Annotated in this window: 1 protein-coding gene; it reads left to right on the plus strand. The window is 46.0% G+C overall.

Features of this window, described 5'->3' with window-relative positions:
- Positions 1 to 1,249 (plus strand): IS66 family transposase (locus I2D57_RS09805; RefSeq protein WP_195362347.1); only part of this gene is annotated, 1,249 nt, incomplete at both ends.

Raw genomic sequence — 1,249 nt, forward strand, 5'->3', positions numbered from 1 at the left:
ATGGAACTGGAAGAACTCATAGAAAATACACTCAGACGCAAGCATCTTGAAGAGATGATGAACAGACCCGAAAAGGAGCATACACCCCTTGAAGGTATGGATAATGAGCAGATAAAGAGGTTCGCCCTGTTCCTGTTTGAGGAGAATCAGAGCAAGAGCAAGCAGCTTGACGAAATGATAGCACGGCTTGATGAAATAGGAAAAGACCTGAAGGAAGTCAAACGTGAGAATGCCTCTCTTTTGAAAGCCTTGCTTGAGGCAAACAGCAATGCAGAGAAGGTTGTTCTTGAATACAAGCTCCGCGACAAGGAATACAGAAAGCTTGAGAAGAAGCATAATGCCCTTGTCGAGCGTCTTTCACTTATGAACACCCAGACCTATGCCTCTTCCAAAAGTCTCAAAGGTATTGACCGTAAAAAGGTCGTAAAAGGGAAGCATGATGACAAGGATGATTTTGACGGTACTCCTACAGCCCCTCCAAGTGAGGCTCCACAGTCAGACTCGTCCGAATCATGCGGCATGCAGGAAGCTCCGGCCACTCCTATTTCCAAGGAGAGACCATACAGGAAAGGAATGACATACAATAAGGCTTGTGTAGGTACACCGATTATACACAAGTCCGATTATACAATGCTACCTGAGGGTTCTGTAGTGATATCGTCAAGTTACCGTAAAATAAGAAATATCGTGAGTTACATTGAGGAACATCACTTTGAGGTGCTTAAGGTGAAGCATGCCGACGGCAGGATTGAAAGCATGTTCCTTCCTATGAAGGATGACGTCCGGGCAAGCCTTTATGACGAGATAGTACCGGGTACAAGCATTACGGCAAACATGCTCTCGTATCTGATGTTTAACCGCTTCCAGATGTCAACACCGGCATACAGGGAGGCAAAGAACCGTCTGTCGGATATGGACTGGAACACCTCTGTGCAGAACCTGCTGAACTGGGCCGACAAAGGTGCCATGCAGCTCAATAAGCTGATACCTGCCCTCAAGAAGATTGCCCTTCAGGACGGTGCCAACGTGAATGTGGACGAGACATGGCTCCGCTATCACGCATACAATAAGAAACGAAAGACCTATATGTGGTGTCTGGTAAACAGAAAAGCGCGTATAGTCATCTTCTTCTACGAGGATACAACGGATGATAAAGGTGTACAGAAACATGGAGGCAGGAACAGAAATGTGTTGAAGGAGTTCCTTGGTGATGCAAAAATCAAATCACTGCAGAGTGACGGTTATAACG

The sequence above is a fragment of the Collinsella aerofaciens genome (assembly GCF_015553355.1).
In the GTDB taxonomy this organism is placed as follows: Bacteria; Actinomycetota; Coriobacteriia; order Coriobacteriales; family Coriobacteriaceae; genus Collinsella; species Collinsella aerofaciens_V.